Annotated in this window: 15 protein-coding genes; 11 read left to right on the top strand and 4 right to left on the bottom strand. The window is 43.0% G+C overall.

Annotation, left to right across the window (positions count from 1 at the left end):
* Nucleotides 1–218: 218 nt before the first annotated feature.
* Complete coding sequence (locus AMM03_RS07720) at nucleotides 219–3,188, bottom strand: flagellin N-terminal helical domain-containing protein (protein ID WP_090130095.1); 2,970 nt, start codon at nucleotides 3,186–3,188, stop codon at nucleotides 219–221.
* A 99-nt stretch (nucleotides 3,189–3,287) separates the two neighbouring features.
* A complete protein-coding gene (locus tag AMM03_RS07725; protein WP_090130097.1) occupies nucleotides 3,288–3,755 on the bottom strand; it encodes a hypothetical protein in 468 nt (155 codons plus the stop codon).
* 37 nt (nucleotides 3,756–3,792) lie between these two features.
* Between AMM03_RS07725 and AMM03_RS14150 the strand changes: the two genes are divergently transcribed.
* The 11 genes from AMM03_RS14150 to pseI all read left to right on the top strand — a co-directional run bounded on the left by AMM03_RS14150 (nucleotide 3,793) and on the right by pseI (nucleotide 13,082).
* Complete coding sequence (locus tag AMM03_RS14150; protein WP_194942816.1) at nucleotides 3,793–3,969, top strand: hypothetical protein; 177 nt, start codon at nucleotides 3,793–3,795, stop codon at nucleotides 3,967–3,969.
* Nucleotides 3,970–4,047: 78 nt separating this feature from the next.
* Entirely contained in the window at nucleotides 4,048–4,344 is a 297-nt protein-coding gene (locus AMM03_RS07730; protein WP_090130099.1) for a BrnA antitoxin family protein, read from the top strand.
* 166 nt (nucleotides 4,345–4,510) lie between these two features.
* Nucleotides 4,511–5,509, top strand: coding sequence for a UDP-N-acetylglucosamine 4,6-dehydratase (inverting) (pseB, locus tag AMM03_RS07735; protein ID WP_090130101.1), 999 nt, complete (start codon nucleotides 4,511–4,513; stop codon nucleotides 5,507–5,509).
* Complete coding sequence (gene pseC / locus AMM03_RS07740; RefSeq protein WP_090130103.1) at nucleotides 5,509–6,669, top strand: UDP-4-amino-4,6-dideoxy-N-acetyl-beta-L-altrosamine transaminase; 1,161 nt, start codon at nucleotides 5,509–5,511, stop codon at nucleotides 6,667–6,669. Before pseB ends, pseC begins: the two co-directional genes overlap by 1 nt.
* A gap of 29 nt (nucleotides 6,670–6,698) precedes the next feature.
* Nucleotides 6,699–7,754 carry a putative sugar O-methyltransferase gene (locus tag AMM03_RS07745; RefSeq protein ID WP_090130105.1) on the top strand — a complete coding sequence of 352 codons (1,056 nt, stop codon included), beginning with the start codon at nucleotides 6,699–6,701 and terminating at the stop codon, nucleotides 7,752–7,754.
* Nucleotides 7,755–7,757: 3 nt separating this feature from the next.
* On the top strand, nucleotides 7,758–8,462 hold the full coding sequence (gene pseF / locus AMM03_RS07750) for a pseudaminic acid cytidylyltransferase (RefSeq protein ID WP_090130106.1): 705 nt from the start codon (nucleotides 7,758–7,760) through the stop codon (nucleotides 8,460–8,462).
* The gene (gene pseG, locus AMM03_RS07755; RefSeq protein WP_090130108.1) at nucleotides 8,459–9,505 is read left to right on the top strand and encodes a UDP-2,4-diacetamido-2,4,6-trideoxy-beta-L-altropyranose hydrolase; all 1,047 of its coding nucleotides are present in this window, start codon (nucleotides 8,459–8,461) and stop codon (nucleotides 9,503–9,505) included. The genes pseF and pseG overlap by 4 nt, the downstream gene beginning before the upstream one ends.
* Nucleotides 9,495–10,616 (top strand): DegT/DnrJ/EryC1/StrS family aminotransferase, encoded by a 1,122-nt coding sequence (locus AMM03_RS07760; protein WP_090130110.1) that lies wholly within the window; start codon nucleotides 9,495–9,497, stop codon nucleotides 10,614–10,616. The genes pseG and AMM03_RS07760 overlap by 11 nt, the downstream gene beginning before the upstream one ends.
* A gap of 3 nt (nucleotides 10,617–10,619) precedes the next feature.
* A complete protein-coding gene (locus AMM03_RS07765; RefSeq protein WP_090130112.1) occupies nucleotides 10,620–11,270 on the top strand; it encodes a class I SAM-dependent methyltransferase in 651 nt (216 codons plus the stop codon).
* Between the two features lie 11 nt (nucleotides 11,271–11,281).
* Nucleotides 11,282–12,037 (top strand): WbqC family protein, encoded by a 756-nt coding sequence (locus AMM03_RS07770; RefSeq protein WP_194942817.1) that lies wholly within the window; start codon nucleotides 11,282–11,284, stop codon nucleotides 12,035–12,037.
* A 1-nt stretch (nucleotide 12,038) separates the two neighbouring features.
* The gene (gene pseI, locus AMM03_RS07775) at nucleotides 12,039–13,082 is read left to right on the top strand and encodes a pseudaminic acid synthase (protein ID WP_090130117.1); all 1,044 of its coding nucleotides are present in this window, start codon (nucleotides 12,039–12,041) and stop codon (nucleotides 13,080–13,082) included.
* Nucleotides 13,083–13,097: 15 nt separating this feature from the next.
* Here pseI and AMM03_RS07780 read toward each other — a convergent pair whose 3' ends face one another.
* Together AMM03_RS07780 and AMM03_RS07785 are read right to left on the bottom strand one after the other, a co-directional pair.
* Nucleotides 13,098–14,735, bottom strand: coding sequence for a tetratricopeptide repeat protein (locus tag AMM03_RS07780; protein WP_090130119.1), 1,638 nt, complete (start codon nucleotides 14,733–14,735; stop codon nucleotides 13,098–13,100).
* A gap of 77 nt (nucleotides 14,736–14,812) precedes the next feature.
* On the bottom strand, nucleotides 14,813–16,246 hold the full coding sequence (locus tag AMM03_RS07785; protein WP_090130121.1) for a flagellin N-terminal helical domain-containing protein: 1,434 nt from the start codon (nucleotides 16,244–16,246) through the stop codon (nucleotides 14,813–14,815).
* Between the last annotated feature and the right edge of the window lie 87 nt (nucleotides 16,247–16,333).

Below are 16,333 nucleotides of genomic sequence, written 5' to 3' on the forward strand. Positions count from 1 at the left end.
TTTCTGGTGCCTCATGTGCATAGGAATGCATGAGTAGTAGCAATGGCCGTGCCATGTTAAATTGAATACTTAATGGCTAAATATGTGGGGTGTTTTGTCAATTTACCGACAGTTTGCGGGGTGCAAACAGTAACCAACCCGCGTGAAAAAGCTAGCACCTGAAACTTTGAAAAGTTTCAAGCACCAGCGTTTCCGCTAATGAACGAAGCCAGAAGGGCTTAGCCCTGCAACAGCTTGAGCACCGTCTGCTGCGACGTATTGGCTTGGGCCAACACCGCAGTGGCGGCTTGCTGCATGATTTGCGTACGGGCCAACTCGGTAGAGGCCTGTGCGTAATCGGCGTCTTCAATTTGGCTGCGTGAAGCTTCGGAGTTCATGACCACACTGGTTAAGTTGTCGATCACGTGTTCCAAACGGTTCATGACCGCACCCATTGTGGCTCGCGTTTCGGCAATGCGGTCCAAAGACTTGTTCACATTCATGATCACATCGTTAGACGATTGAACCGTGCGAATGTTGGTCGGTGCTTTGTCGCTGGTGATAGGACCAGTGATGTCGCCGTTGGGTCCAAAGTCTGCCATGTCGATGGTGATCAACTGGTTTTCTGCAGGGCCCACTTGGAAGCTTAAACGACCAATGTTTTTAGGATTGATGGTTTTGGCTTCAAATCCAAGAGCCGTGAAATTGGAGTAAGTTGGATCAACTGGTTGTGCGCCATTTTGTGGATATGCGTTCGCACCAGGTTTGATTGTGAAGGGGTCGTTGGATGTCAAAACCACTGTGCCGTAAGCAGTACTTGCTGCAACAGTGATGCCATTGGTGGTTTCTGCAGATGGCTTACCAGGACCAGTTGCAACAATATTGGCAACATTGCCACTTGCTGTGGCTGTAGCAATTACAGAGTTACCAGGAGGGCTTGTTGGTTTGATGTCAAAACCTGTTAACGTGCCGGAGAAAGTTCCATTCACAGCTGGATTTATGAGGCTAATTTGAGTGCTTGATTGTGCACTTGCAGTAAAGACACCTGCATTATCAAAAGTGCCTGCAACAAAAGGGCCGCCTGAAAAACTGCCAGTAGCTTCGGAAATAGTCGCAGTGCGAAGTGCTGCGTTTGCACTAGCAGCTGTTGAGGAAGCCGCTACTGCATCGAATGCAGCTTTTAAATCATTGGCACTTGCACCATATGAGCCTGCGGTAAATGTAAGTCCACCTACCGTGATTGATTGACCTTCGCTCAAAGGACCAAATGTCACTGTACTAACCTGCGCGGTTGAACCTGTTACCCCTGCAGTTGTAGCGACCACGGTGGGTTTTGCAGCAGGCGTTACGCCAGCCGATACACCAGCAAAGGCTTCAGCAACTTCAGCAGCGGACATACTGCTTGTAGCTGTATATGAAAGTCCTCCAACGGTTGTCGTCTGACCGGCACCTAATGCAGAGAAAGTGATTTCATTTTGCTCTTTACTTGCTGAAGCGGATAAATCAATTTGGGTTGCTGAAGGAGTTGTTGCTGTGAATACACCATTTGCATCCATGGTTCCAGCCGCAAATGGACCTGCTGAAAATGTACCAATCGCCTCAGTGATACTTGCTGATCTGATAGCGGTATTGGCATTTGTGGCTGTCATTGCGCTTGTGAGCTGGTCGAACGCAGTTTTTAAGTTGGCGACAGTAGCACCAGAAGAGCCTGCAGTGAATGTGAGTCCACCTACCGTGATGGATTGACCACTTGTCAAGGGACTGAACGTCACAGTGTCTTTTTGAGCTGTTGAGCCAGTGCCCACTACAGTTGATACTACAGTTGGAATTGGCGCAGCCTCAAGCTTGACCGTAACAGTTGGATCTAAATTACCTGACAACTTGATATCGCCAACATTTCCCTTGGCTGTTGCTGTGGCCGTTACTGTTGCACCACTTGAAGCATTGGTTGAGAAGCCTTCGAAGAAAGTGCCCGAAAAAGCGCCTTTTGCTGCACTTGCCGCGTTAGCTGCAGTTGCTGCAACGGCGGTCATTCCTGAGCTCAAGGAAGAAAAGGCTTTGGCTACGTCATTGGCAGAAACTTCGGTGGTTGCCGTAAATGTCAAGCCATTGACGGTGACTTGCTGACCAGAGCGTAATGCAGCAAAGGTTAAGGTGGATTTTTCAACTGAGCCTGCAGAAACACCTGCGTTGCCAGGAATTCCTGTAACGCCTAAAGGATTTGATGCTGTGGCTGTGTCCAAGCCTAGACCGAAGTCCGAACCTTGTACAGAAGTTGAGTCATACCAAACAGAAAGATTTCGACCATCAATGGTTGTTAAAGTCAATCCACCATTACCACCATCACCAGCGGAAACGCCGTGGACTGAAGTACCTGCATTGATACTTTCCATCACATATTGGCGACGCTCACCTAGGGTCTGGCCAGCAGACAAACTTAAGGATACTTTCTCGCCATTGACATACAGATCAGTTTGAATGGATGTAGTAGCAACAGTTGTTTTATTTGCAGTAATTTCTGCACCCTTAACCGTTGCGTTTACACCTGTTTCACCGACTTTGGAGTTAATTGCAGCAGCAATGGCAATGGCTGATCCACCTTTATTGCTAGAGAAAGCTAGAGCGCTACTTTTAGGATCGCTGGATGACAAAGACTCAGGAATTGCGAAAGATCCCTTAGCAGTCTGTATTTCTAAGTCGCCATCGTTCAAGGCTTTACCTAAAGTACTTGCGCTCACGCCAGCACGTGTTAGTGATTCCGTTTTAGGTGCGCCAACTGGGTTGCCCGCCTTACCATTCAAAATAGGAAAGCCATTCCACTCGTGCGTGTCAGAAATTCGCACAATCTCTTGTTTGAGCTGCTGAAATTCTTGGTCCAGGTAGCCACGCTGCTCGTCAGAGTAGGTGGAGTTGGAAGCCTGCACAGCCAACTCAGACATGCGTTGCAGCATGACCGTAATTTCTTGTGTGGCGCCCTCAGCCGTTTGAATCATGGAGATCGCATCACCTGCATTGCGAACCGCTTGCTTCAAGCCTTGGATGTTTTGAGTCATCCGCGCTGCAATGGCCAGGCCGGCAGCATCATCCTTGGATGAGTTGATGCGTTTGCCGGTGGACAGCTGTTGCATGGCAACTTGGCTGTCGCGGTTGGACGTTCTAAGCGCCGCTTGTGTGTACAAGGCTTTGACGTTGGTATTGATGACGGTCATGAGAATCTCCTAATGGGGCGAGTGGCAAGGTATTGCGATGGATTGCTTTGTGGCAACACGTTGCCGCTTTGATTGCCGTTAGTTCAATTGACGATTGAATTAGTTGGTTATGTTGGATGCAGGCATGGCATCCTGAACTGCGGCCATTGCATTGCGTTCTTGAATCAAAGTGGCATCGTTGGGCCACTTTTGGAGAGCAGCCTCGAGCACTTGGTGTGCTTCAGCCACGTCGAGGTTGCAAGCCAATGCGCGTGCCAACATTTGATAAGTCATGGGCTGTACGCGGTCAACTTGAATAGAAACCAGGTCTTGCAGAATTTCTACAGCAAGAGGCCAGTCTTCACGGGTAATGGCCAAAAGGCCAGAAATTGCCAGAATGTCTTCACTCAATGGATACAGAGCCAAACCAGCTTCTGCCAAGGCTTGAGCCAAGTCGGGTTGGTCTTGAGCGACAAGCCACTGAATGCCCAGGCGGAAATCAACGGGGGTAAAGCGTGAAACCTCTTTGAGGTTCAAAGATTGTTCGCTGACCAAATGTTGCATGGCCTGTTGTAATTCAATGTGCATGTCTAGCTCCTTTAGTGAATGAACACCAGCAAATTGAATGAAATCAAGGCTGCTGATGCGAATGCAGGGTATGGAGCAAGAGGTGTGCCAGCTTTTCTTTGCCGTTTTTCGTCAAAAGAAAGTAATTGCAAACGGCAAAACGACAACATTTGCCGCTTTATTGCAATTTGCATCTACAAAAGAAATAACATTTGTAGATGCAATTCGACTATGATCCGGCAAAGCGGCAAATTAACCTAGAAAAACACGGTGTTGATTTCTTGGCACTCAAGTCTGCCTTTGAGGAAAACGAATGACAGAGAACAACAAAACTAAAGCGATTCAAACAACTGACGGACTTGAGCAAAGTCCGCCAGCGTTAATGGTCAAAGAAAAGCAAATTGATTACTCAGACATTCCTGAGTTGAGTGATTCTTGGTTTGTGCAAGCTAAGCGTGCGGCCCAAGTACCAGCAAAGAAGCAGGTGAGCCTACGAATAGATGAGGATATCTTGGAGTTTTTTAAACTGCAAGGAAGCCGGTATCAAACCAAGATGCATGCTGTATTAAGGGCCTATGTAGACAGCAGCAATCATCAAAAAAACAGATAGAAAGTGGCTAAATATGTCGATATTTCGACACAAAACAAGGAAAAGTAATTACTTAGAATTAAATTAAGAGTCAACTTTGTCTTGAATAAGGCAAAGCAATGCTGGTCTGAAAAATGCTTAGCCATAGGCATATCAATTCATTGCAATCCTATTTGCTAAAGTCAAAATGCTTAAAAACCCTTCAATACTGATAACAGGTGGAACAGGTTCATTTGGGCATAGCTTTGTGCCATTGACATTGGAAAAGTACAACCCATCGCGCTTGGTTATCTATTCAAGAGATGAAATGAAGCAGTGGGAAATGGCCAAACTTTATGGCAATGACTCCAGGGTTAGGTTTTTCATTGGCGACGTTAGAGACAAAGATCGTCTGTCAAGAGCACTGAATGGTATTGATTATGTTGTGCATGCTGCGGCCACCAAAATTGTCCCTATCGCTGAGTACAACCCGTTTGAATGTGTCAAGACCAATGTGATTGGTGCAATGAACCTCATTGATGCTTGCATCGACCAAGGCGTAAAAAGAGTCGTTGCCTTGTCAACTGATAAAGCAAGCAGCCCATCTAATTTATATGGCGCAACAAAACTGACGTCAGACAAATTGTTCATTGCAGGCAATTCGTACACAGGCCAAAAAGAAACAAAATTTTCTGTTGTTCGTTATGGCAATGTGATGGGCTCGCGCGGCTCCGTAATTCCATTTTTCCAATCACTGGCGCATACAGGAAAATTACCCATTACTGATCCGCGCATGACAAGGTTCATGATCAGTTTAGAGCAGGGCGTACAGCTGGTTTGGCATGCATTTGAAGACATGGTTGGCGGTGAAATATACGTCAAGAAGATTCCATCCATGAAAATTACAGATGTGGCGTCTTCAATTGCACCAGATGCGCAGCAAGAAATTGTCGGTATTCGCCCAGGTGAGAAATTGCATGAGCAGATGATTGGCATTGAAGATGCCCCCTATACATATGAGTACGATGACTATTTCAAAATACTCCCGGCCATCAACAATTGGTACCAAGACCCCAAAAGAATCTGCAAAGGAAAACTGGTTTCGCCTGAATTCACGTATTCATCTGACAACAACGAAGAATGGATGAATTCAGAAGACCTCAAGAGTTGGGTTGAAACACACCAAGCAAAAATTGGGAAAATCTAATGATTCCATATGGCCGTCAAGATATTTCTCAGGAAGATATCGACGCTGTCACAGCGGTGTTGAAGTCAGACTTCCTGACGCAAGGACCAGCTGTTCCTCGGTTTGAGCAAACTGTTTCTAATTATTGCGATGCTAAGTATGCAGTGGCTGTGAACAGTGCTACCAGTGCACTTCACATTGCATGTCTAGCGTTGGGTGTTGGCAAAGGAGACGTTGTATGGACTTCCCCTATCACATTTGTTGCAAGTGCTAATTGCGCCTTGTACTGTGGCGCATCAGTAGATTTTGTTGATATTGATGCGCAAACCTACAACATGTGCCCAGAGCGCTTGGCCGAAAAATTGGCTGAAGCAAAAAAAATAGACAAATTGCCCAAGGTGGTCATACCTGTCCATATGTGTGGCCAGTCATGCGACATGGAGCGAATTTACAAACTTGGACAGCAGTATGGCTTCAAAATTTTAGAAGATGCATCGCATGCCATTGGGGGAAGATACAACGGGTTACCCATTGGAAATTGCCAATTTAGCGACATCGCTGTTTTCAGTTTCCATCCAGTCAAAATTGTCACCACAGGTGAAGGTGGAATGGCTGTTACAAATGATGAACATTTGGCTAAACGGATGCGAGTACTGCGCAGTCATGGAATTAGCAGTGCATTAGAAGACATGCACGAGCGTTCGCCAGATGAAATCTGGAATTACCAGCAAATCGAGTTGGGATTCAACTACCGCATGACCGACATACAGGCCGCGCTTGGTAACAGTCAAATGGTGCGATTGGATGATTTTGTAACAAGACGGCAATTTCTCGCGATGAGATACGAGTCGCTGCTATCGAACTTACCGATTATAACGCCCATCCAAAGAGCCAATCAGTATTCTGCGTTTCACCTTTATGTTGTTAGATTGAAGTTGTCGGACACAAACCGAAATCAACGTGAGATTTTTGAATCATTAAAAGATCGTGGTGTGATAGTGAACCTTCATTACATCCCCGTTTATCGACAACCTCATTTTGAAAAAATGGGATTTTTAGCTGGTTACTGTCCCAAAGCAGAAGAATACTTTTCGGAAGCAATAACGCTCCCTTTGTACCCAGGGTTGACAGAATTTCAGCAGGATCAAGTAGCCAGTTCTTTTGAGATGGCACTTTCATAAAGTTAAGCTAGTCTTATAAGGACAAAATTATGTATGACTATCCTGAACTCCGAATGGCACGAGAAGACATGCTCTTGCAAGAAGAGTATTATCAACCGTCAAAATTTTGGGGTGAAGCTTCCACAACAATAGTTGATGAAATTTCAAAATTTGGCATTAATAATTTTCGATCTATACCTACAGCACTGGATTTTTTTGTGCCAACTTACGGCAGCCCTGGTGGAGGATTTAGTCGAGACCAGTCAGAAGCATTATTGAAATACTTCTGTAATGCTTGGCCAGAGGAACGCAAACCTATACTTGCTTTGCAGAAATTTCTAAGTGGCCACTTTTCAGCTTTATCTGACTATAGGGTTTTAAAAGCATCTGACGATTTGAATAAGGTGCCGTATCTGCATAACTTTTCTGAAAGTAAAGTTGGCAATCCAGTTGAGCAATTTGAACTGGAAGGCCGGATTTTTAGCCGCAGTTCACTTAATTATTTGCTGGGTATATCAATGCTCAAGAAGCATTTAAATGAAGATTTACCTAGAACTGTGCTTGAAATTGGCGGTGGTTTTGGTACTTTAGGAGAGGTCTTGGGGAGCTCGGGCATCTCAGACTTTCAGTACATTGATGTCGACATCCCTCCTACAAGTTTTATTGCTCAGTACTATCTAAGCCAGATTTTTGGTAATAGTAACGTATTTACTTACGCGCAATCTGCAAATCTTGAAACCATTGAGATCAACGCACTTCCAAAGATATCTGTCCTTTGCTCATGGCAAATTGAAAGACTTGTCGGCCAAATTGATTTGTTCGTCAATTTCATATCTTTTCAAGAAATGGAACCGCACATCGTAAGAAATTATCTTAGTCACGTAACTAGATTGGGCGCAAGATGGATTTTGTTGCGAAACATGAAAGAAGGAAAAAATATCAGTAGGGGTTCTGAGGTTGGTGTTGTGACCCCAATTTTGGGTGATGATTATTTATCCATGTTGCCGAATTATGAATTGGTCGATCGCAATACGGTACCTTTTGGTTATCAAACCGTTGATGACTTTAATTCTGAACTACTATTACTAAAGTTAAAAAGAAATTGAGACATGAGAATTGCAGTCATACCGGCTAGAGGTGGCAGTAAGCGGATTCCGCGAAAAAATATAAAACCTTTTCATGGTAAACCTATGATTGCTTGGTCCATATTGGCGGCTCAGAAAAGCGGGTTATTTGATAGCATTATTGTCTCAACTGATGACGCAGAGATCGCCGAAGTGGCGCAGTCGTTTGGTGCTGATGTTCCCTTTTTGCGGCCTATGGAGCTGGCAAATGATCTTGTTGGGACGACAGATGTCGTTGCGCATGCAACAAAATGGTCGCTGAATACATTCGCCAACGTTGAGGCCGTGTGCTGCATTTACGCAACGGCCCCATTTTTGCAAGTTGAAGATATACAAAGAGGGTGGAATACTTTGTCATCCGGAGATTGGGCTTATGCTTTTTCAGTAACTGAGTTTGCCAGTCCAATTTTCAGATCACTTAAGGTGACAAATGAGAACTCAGTGGAAATGTTTTTCCCTGAAAATTTCAATTCACGGTCTCAAGACTTGCCCTCAGCATTTCATGATGCAGCTCAGTTTTACTGGGGAAGACCATCTGCGTGGGTAGAACGGAAAAAAGTCTTTGATCGAATTTCAGCGCCAGTCATTATTCCAAGGTGGCGAGTACAAGACATTGACACGGCTGAAGACTGGACTCGTGCTGAGCTAATGTTCAGTGTTATTGAAAATTCATCAGTTGGTGACAAATGAAGGTTCTTATTCGCGCTGATGCTAATTTAAAAACTGGCACTGGCCACATCATGCGATGTGCAGCACTCGGTGAGAAATTGATGGTTTCAGGTGCTTCGGTTCGGTTTCTAAGTTCGAGCCTCCCCGCAGGTCTTGCGAAATGGGTACGCGATTGCGGTTTTGAACTAACTACTTTACCAAATGAATCCACTTCAAATTGGCATGCTGACTTTGATGCAACTAGCAAAGTGGTTCGAGAGATAGGAGGGATAGATCTATTAATTGTGGATCATTACTTTCTCGACCAAAAGTGGGAGTCAAAGATGAGACCCTACACTAAGCGTATTCTGGTAATTGATGATTTAGCTAATCGCTATCATGACTGCGATTTCCTATTAGATCAAAATCTTCACGAAAATCCGCAGGCACGATATTTAAAGCTGCTTCCAAAGAGCGCAATGCTCTTTCTTGGGCCTCAATTCGCTTGTTTACGAAATGAATTTGATGGAGAAGGTCTGAACTTTGTACGAGATGGCAAAGTGAAGCGCTTATTGGTATTTTTTGGCGGAACGGATCCGGGCAATCAAACATTGAAAGTCATTGAGGCACTACGTTCTCTTGGAACGGAGGCGCCCGAAAGTACCATCGTACTTGGACCGGCAAATCCATTTGGTGACATGATACATGCCTGTACCAACGGGCTAAGAAATATCAGTGTGTTGGACGCTACAGATGAAATGTCAAAGCTAATACAGCAGGCAGATATGGGGATTGGGACATGTGGAGTTGCTGCTTGGGAAAGGTGCATCTTTGGTCTACCCAGCTTGGTTGCAATTACTGCTGAAAATCAGCGTGAAGATGCAGAAATTCTTGATCGTCTAGGTGCAGTAGACAATTTAGGCGACGCTGAATTGCTGAATTCCATTCATTGGAAATTTGCAATCAGCCGTGCGATAAACGATCCAGACCGAATAAGACGGATGTCTGTAGCTTCAAAAGATGTGATGGTTGGACGATCTGAGGCATTTTCAAAATTCCTGAGGATACTGTTAGATGTCTCCTAATCTCGACTTTCTTTTGTATCGCAAACTTGAGCGCGACTTTAATGCTCCTTATTCCATGCCCGTTTCGCGTGCTGCGCTAGGATTGATGGCTGTTTTGCGTACATGGGTGTCATTAGGTAATGTAGGTCGCGTCGCTTTGTCGGCAAATGTTTGTCATGACGTGATTGCCGCAATTATTGGCGCTGGATGTGAACCTTTTTTCTGTGATATCGACTTATTAGATGGAAATGTTCTTGAGTCCGAATGGGCTAGAGCTCAAATTTCTGGCGCAACAGTTGCGCTTGTCGTGCATGCGTATGGAAACCCGGTAGACCTTTCTGTAGTGCGTCGATATTTCACTACAGAAAATTCATTAGTCATTGATGATGCGGCACAGGCTCTGGGTTCTAGAAATGAATTTGGAATCGTTGGTGGCCAAGGCGATGTTGGCTTAATTTCGTTTGGCAAAAGCAAGCATATCGAGGTCGGTGGTGCGGCCGTTCTATTTAAAAATGCTGTTTTTGCAAATAACGTAGCTGCCACACTTCAATCATTTGAAATCTTGCCAGATGATCATCGGCGAGCAATCTATTTTAACTTTCGGAGTCGGTTTGACGCTGCCAGAGAAAGTCTGCGAGGTGGGTCAAATGTCGTTCCAGTTGCATTTGCCGGACTGCTAAATGGATACGCTCCTTACCTGCAATTGGATTTTCCAGCTGGGGCTTCGTATGCTGCTTATGTCGCACTTGAAAATTATCCGAAGTCAATTGAGCTTCGACTGCAAAAAGTGGCTTTGTGGAACGCTGAATTAGTGGGCAGTAGATTTATTCCTGTGGGTATGAGTACTGGTTCAGTGCCTTGGCGTTTTACTTGTCGTTTGCCTGGATTAACTTGGGCTGATCAGTACCGCTTAGCTGAAATGATGCGGGAACGAGGGGTGAATGTGAGTCATTGGTATTTGCCAGGGCACTGGTATTGCGAAAGTAAGCATCCATCAATGCCTGCGGCTGAACGGTTAGCGCAAGAGGTGTTTCAATTTTGGATTGATGACAATACATCCTTTGAGGACATTGAGTTTGGCGCAAAGGTGGTGAAAGCAATTACATGCCAATTCTTTGGCCGCAGTGGGTGATACATGCAGCAATTAAAAAATTTGCAGGGCTTAAGGTTTCCAGACGAATACGTAGTACGTATGTTCTTCAAAGAGAGACTTCATGAGCAACCAGGACGTGTTTTGGAGCTTGGATGCGGTAGTGGCAATAATTTGATTCTGTTTCAAGAATATGAATGGGAAGTCATTGGCATAGACATATCCAGCGAATCTTTGAGTAATGCCTCTCATAATCTTAATTGTGAAAGCAAGTCAGCAAATCTAATAACGATGGATCTGTCTAAAGAGATTCCTGTATTTGAAAAACTATTTGATGCAATCATACTTCCAAGTTTTAACTACTACATTCCTCGTGCTCAATTTCAAAATATTTTGAATTTCTGTAGCGCCTCCCTTTGTGAAGGAGGTATTTTTTTCTTGCGTTCACGAACTTGCCAGGATTGGCGGTATGGACGTGGACGAAAAGTTGAAAATAATGGTTTTATATTAGATTGCAAGGAAACTGGTGAGGATGGGTGTTTAAATGTTTTCTACGAGAAAAATGAACTGACAAATATGATTGAGAACAGTTTTGAAAAATTAAATCACATGAATGTATTGAGTGCTAAGTATGAAAATATTCAAAGTGGTGTAGTTATTGCAAATGATGATGTCGTAATTTGGGGCCGAAAATAAATAGCCATATGATGAGTGAAAAATCATGTGTAATTGCGCAACCTACATTTATGCCATGGATTGGTTGGTTTGATCTTGCAGATCAAAGTGATGTATTTGTTATATTGGATGACGTCTCATTTTCTAAGCAATCTTGGCAGCAGAGGAATCGTATACGAACACCTAAAGGACTTGAATTTATCACTGTTCCCGTGCAGACATCTGGACGAACAGGACAATTAATTAAAGATTGTGAAATTGTTAATTTATTTTTTTTAAAAAAAATTATTACAACGCTGCAAGCCAATTACTCTAAGGCTTTGTTTTTTCGTGAAAATTTTGAAGAATTAATCGATTTAATTGAAAATTCAAGTCATTCTAATAAGCTTGTTGAAATTAATTTTTGCATTATTAAATGGATGGCAAGAAAATTAAAAGTCACAACTCCAACTGTTCTCGCCAGTGACCTAAATGTGGGAGGTAAGCGAGGTGAACATGTTGCTGCAATATGTGAAGCGGTAGGCGCAAATCACTATCTTTCTACAATTGGTGCTGAAGATTATTTGAAGGATGATATTTCTACTTTTAATCGAAGTGGTATAAAAATTTCGATACACAATTATGAACATCCGAATTATGCGCAATGTTTTAGTCCATTTACTCCCTATGCAAGTGCTATAGATTTGATTTTCAATGAGGGCCCTAATGCATCTGAAATTATGCGATCGGGCAGGCGTGCATTAAGGCTACTCTCAAGTCAGTCACATATTAGTTCTGAGGAAAATTAGAATGAAAATTGGAAATCGCGAAATTGGTTCAAATTCTGAGCCCTTTATCATAGCTGAGATGTCTGGCAATCACAATCAGTCACTGGCACATGCAATTGAAATTGTTGATGCTGCAGCTAGGTGTGGCGCGCACGCTTTAAAAATCCAAACATATACACCTGACACAATGACGCTTGATCTCGATGAAGGTGAATTTCACATTGCTGATCCCAACAGCTTATGGGCTGGTCAATCGCTTTATAAGTTATATGGGGAGGCATACACACCTTGGGAATGGCACAAATCAATTTTCGATAGAGCGCACGAATTGGGAATCATTGCATTCAGTACGCCATTTGATGATACAGCTGTTGATTTATTGGAAAATTTGGATGTACCTTGCTACAAAATTGCTTCGTTCGAAAATACAGATTTGCCTTTAATTCGCCGAGTTGCCGCTACAGGTAAACCTTTAATTATTTCAACTGGCATGGCAAGTATTGCGGAACTAGATGAAACAGTGCGTACAGCCAGAGAAGCTGGCTGCAGAGACTTAATACTTTTAAAGTGTACAAGTACCTATCCAGCCAATGCCAGTGACACAAATATTCTCACTATTCCGCACATGCGTGAACTGTTCGGTTGCGAAGTAGGCTTGTCAGACCATACTATGGGAATTGGCGTAGCTATAGCAAGCGTCGCTTTGGGTGCGACAGTCATAGAAAAACATTTCACAATTAGTCGCGCAGACGGTGGCGTAGATAGTGCTTTTTCTATGGAGCCTTCAGAAATGAAGCAACTCGTAGAGGAATCCGAGCGCGCATGGCGAGCACTTGGAGCCGTTAGTTACGGTGCAAGTGAAACAGAAAAAAAGTCTATGGTATACAGGAGATCTCTTTATATCTCCCAAGACATTAAAGCTGGTGAAAAATTGACACTTAATAATGTCCGCGTCATCCGCCCAGGCTTAGGCTTGCCTACCAAATACTTGGATGTGGTTCTTGGTAAGAAACTGAACCGTAATGTTAAACGTGGAACACCAATCAATTGGAATTTAATTGAATAGATGTAAATTACAGCCTCAACTTTCAAGTTGGAATTTTTTGTTTATGTAGTTTGCTATGTGAGTTAAAACAGACTTAAACTCTTCGTTCTTTTGGGGTGTAAAGGTAATCATGTTTTTTGAAAATGGAAAATAAGTTGTTCCCAAATTCGTCCAGTCTAGAGAAGGTTTGAAAGTTAGAGCGGGCGTTCCAATTGAAAATGTCATTGGAGAAACTGCAGTTGCCGCAGTTACAACGAAAGTTAACTGTGAAATCAACGAAAATACAGTTTCCAAATCATTCTTCAGGTCAATGTCAGGCCAGCGATGAATTTTGACATTGAAATTTTCTTCTGCGAGCGTTAATTCTTCATCGCAATCGCCATATTGAAGATTGATAAAGACTGCATTGGGGATTGAAAAAATAGCCTCCCAGTCAGAAAGGGGAATATAGTTTGTAGAGCGTTCAGTTGTAATCAATCCGCTTCGCCAGCATATTCCAATAATCAATTTATCAAGATTATTTTGAATTAACTCATTGAATGCATGATTGTTGTTTTGAGAAGGGATTAAGTACGAATTTTTACTGCCGTAGTCTGAAATTGATTTGCGAAAATGTTTGTTTAAAGAACCGATTGGAACGTGATAAGTGTAGTCGAAAATTAGTTGATTTCCATTTTCGTCAAAAGAGTAAGGCCGCACCTTAATGTTAGGAAAAGACCTTTGAGCAACTGATACCAACCTAGGTTGGCATTCTAAAATAACGTTTTTAAATTTTAATAAAACATCTGAGATGAGACTCATAAAAAGAATTTCATCACCAAGACCTTGTTCGCCCCAAATCATAAGAGTGCCAGAACCAATTTCTTGACCATCCCATCGAGGAACTGAAAAAGAACGATTGGGACGTCTTCTTTGATAAAAGGGAACCGACTTACTCAGGCCATTATCATACAGTTGCCAGCCTTCTTGTATTTTTCCAATTGTTAAATATGCATAACTTAAATTGTATTTGATTGTGGCCTCAATGTCATAATGAGGTTGATTATTAGAATTTAAAATATTTTCATAAATTTCTATTGCTTCGAGATGCCTTCCTTGATTTGAATAAACAAGAGCAATATTTAATTTCGCTTCCGTACATTTTGGATTTAAAGTTAAAGCGGTTTCAAGCGAATACTTTGCTTCTTCAAGTCTATAAAGACCAATTAATGCCAGGCCAAGATTTAGATGAAATTCAAAACTAGAAGGGGATAAAGTGATGCCTTTGATACTTGCATCACATAAATTTTTATTATCACCAAGACTATGATAAACTGAAATTAAGCCTTTAAGCGCCAGTAGATTTTTAGAATCAATCCGAAGTGCCTCAATAAAAATATCAATTGAAGACTCGAATTGTTCTAATTTAAATAAATCGATCCCTATGTTAGCTAATATTATAGGATTTTCTTTTGAAAGCTCGTGTGCTTTTAAGTGGTAATCTAATGCAGCACGAAAGTTTCCAATTCTTGAGTAGCAAGTGCCAAGTTCATTTAGTACAGCATAATTTTGAGGTTCTAATTTATAGGCTTCTAGTAAATATCTAATAGCTTGATTTGTTTTATTTTGAGCGAGGCTATTTTCGATTGATTTTAAGATTTTATTAAATTTGATCTTAGCGGAGTGATTAATCATTTTTAAATAGTGTCAATATGCTAACGACAATAGCAAAAAAAAAGGCCACTGTAAAGTGGCCTTTTAGATGTTTAACTTTACTTGAGTAAAGCCAAAACTGATTGAGCACTCTGATTTGCCTGAGCCAACATCGCTGTAGCAGCCTGTGTGATGATTTGTGCCTTTGCTAAATTGGTCGTTTCTTTTGCGTAGTCTGTATCCAAAATACGGCTTCTAGAAGCTGACAAATTGACAGAAGTGGTTTCAAGATTAGAGATGGTTGCTGCCAAACGATTTTGATAAGCACCCATTGCTGCACGAGAGTCGGTTACCGTGTTGATCGCTTTGTCAAGCGTTGACAATGCACTTTGCGCTCCTGCTGCGGTTGTCAAATCTATAGATGAAACACCAGCACCTGCTGTAGCGGTAGCAGCACTGTAACCGACTGTTGCACCAATTGCGCTAAGAGCCGTGCCACCCACAGTAATACCTGTCGACTGGCTTGAAGTCAGGCTAAGTTTTCCATAACTGGTAGCAGCAGTTAAACCAGACTGGCCGACTGATGTTGTAGTGAGGTCAACGTTGCGACCATCTGCGGCAGTTAAAGTGTAAGCACCAGTAGCTCCTGAGTCGACGCTAGCGACAACACCAGTTTGTGAGCTGACAGCATTAATAGCGGCAGCAATTGAGCTAGCTGCGCCCTTAGCAGTGGCATCAGTAGTGCCTGTAACAGTAACACCATTAATGCCCAGTGTAAAGGTAGCTGCGGTTGCTGAACCAGCGATTGCCGTTACAACTGTTGCACCTACAACTGCTGTCACACCAGTTTGACCGGTAATCGCGTTGATGGCGTTAGCTTTGGAAATTGCGCTAGATTTATCTCCAGTTGAAGAAACGCCATCAGCAACAGTTGCGCCAACGTTGTAGCCATTGATTGTTACTGATCCTGCTGTCGTAATCGCAGCAGAACCAACTGTGAGTGAAGTAGTGGTAGTGGAGTAGCTAGAACCTGATCCTACGCCCAATGAGCTGGCTTTTGCATTGCTAATTGATATAGTGATACGGTCATTTGAGTCATTACCAGCTCCAACTTGTAGCGATTGGTTTTGAAAAGAACCGTCCAACAGCTTTATGCCGTTGAATGCAGAGTTATTCGCAACGCGGTCAATCTCAGCAACCAACTGTGTTGCTTCAGCGTTTAGTGCAGAGCGGTCAGAAGAATTGTTACCCGTGTTGGCAGACTGAACGGCCAATTCACGAATACGCTGCAAGTTATCGCCAATCGCAGACAAGCTGCCCTCAGCTGTTTGCGTCAAAGAGATGCCGTCGTTTGCATTGCGAATGGCTGCAGAAATTCCGCGAATATTTGCAGTCATACGTGTGCTGATGGCCAAGCCAGCAGCATCGTCTTTTGCGTTATTGATGCGAATGCCTGTTGACAGGCGCTCCATTGCTGTGTCTTGGTTGAGTCCAGTTTTACGCAATGAGCTTTGGGCAGCCATTGCACTGATGTTTGTATTGATAACTGACATGGATTTTCTCCTTCAAGGGTTTTAACGAAGTTACAAGAAATCCAATTTGAAATCTTGTTACTTGCTGATTCGGTATCTGTAGAAATT

The sequence above is a fragment of the Limnohabitans sp. Rim11 genome (genome assembly GCF_001269365.1).
GTDB lineage: Bacteria > Pseudomonadota > Gammaproteobacteria > Burkholderiales > Burkholderiaceae_C > Limnohabitans_A.